Below are 1,184 nucleotides of genomic sequence, written 5' to 3' on the forward strand. Positions count from 1 at the left end.
TAAGTTCGTCCATAGACAAGCCGGATATATACGATAAATAAGAAGGTATTAAAGGAAACACGCAGGGGCTTATGAAAGAAAACAATCCCGCTAAAAAAGCTACTAAAAATGATACGTTGGGCGTAAAAAAAGAATTCATATATATACTACCTCCAAATAGTATTGCAATTATTATTTATTATATTTTTTAAAGTAATAGCCTAAAAAACCCGGCGAAAGTTCGCCTGTAAAATGCGCTACTATGCTGCCCTGTTTATCTATTATAAAAGATTGCGGTATCTCGTTTATTCCGCCGTAAGCTTGTTCAATTCCGTAATTTGCCATAGCTAGAGGATATGTTATATGGCCGCCGTCAAAATGTTTAAAAAAATTGAGGACCGCTTCAGCTCCGCTATTATTAACCGAAAGCCCTATGACACGAAAGCCTTCGCTTTTATGAGCTTTATAAAATTTTTCAATCCGCGGCATTTCAGCGCGGCATGGCGGACACCATGTTGCAAAAAAATTAACCAAGATTATGTGCCCCCTGTATTTTTTAAGAGATAAAATTTTATTCGGATAGTTGATGCTTTTAACCATAAATTGAGGCGCAAAAGTTTCATTGCCGGATTTATTTATTTTAAGAGCTTTGCCTGCAAGATGAAACCAGTCCGGATTTTTTATTATTACTAAAGAACCGGCAAAAACAACCAGAATAATTGCCGAAATTATTATCCATAGTTTGTATTTATTAAATGATTTTACTTTATTAGATTTATTTTTCATAACTAGTACTCCCATTATTTATTATTTTAAGCATATATTAAATATTTAATTTTATTTTATTAGAAAAAATTATATATTTTTCCTAATAAAATAGAGTAGTCCGATGCTCTATCAGGTTTAATTTAAAATAAATAAAATTATAAATTGAAATAACGATAAGAAAATTTTGGAGGATGAACGATAGGAAATATAAATAGTGTTTGAAGAAAAATATAAAGCATTGCAAATATAAAAATTATAAGAAAATATTCGTTAATATTAAACAAAAATGCAGGAATATTTTGACATTCCAAACAATTAGCAAATCTGGCACGCTTTAAAGAAAGATTATGGGAATTTAATAGAATAGAAGGCGATTTTTTAATTGTTAAAATATTGCTAAAATTTTGTACAAGTAATTTTTTGCCGCTATATACTTT

At 29.7% G+C, this 1,184-nt stretch carries 2 protein-coding genes; both read right to left on the reverse strand.

The features are described from left to right. The coding region (locus EVJ48_02075) for a cytochrome c biogenesis protein CcdA (protein RZV40102.1) at positions 1-139 on the reverse strand (139 nt) is incomplete at its 3' end. A 32-nt stretch (positions 140-171) separates the two neighbouring features. Next, the gene (locus EVJ48_02080) at positions 172-780 is read right to left on the reverse strand and encodes a TlpA family protein disulfide reductase (GenBank protein RZV40103.1); all 609 of its coding nucleotides are present in this window, start codon (positions 778-780) and stop codon (positions 172-174) included. Positions 781-1,184 lie beyond the last annotated feature (404 nt).

The organism is Candidatus Acidulodesulfobacterium acidiphilum, from assembly GCA_008534395.1.
Taxonomy (GTDB): domain Bacteria; phylum SZUA-79; class SZUA-79; order Acidulodesulfobacterales; family Acidulodesulfobacteraceae; genus Acidulodesulfobacterium_A; species Acidulodesulfobacterium_A acidiphilum.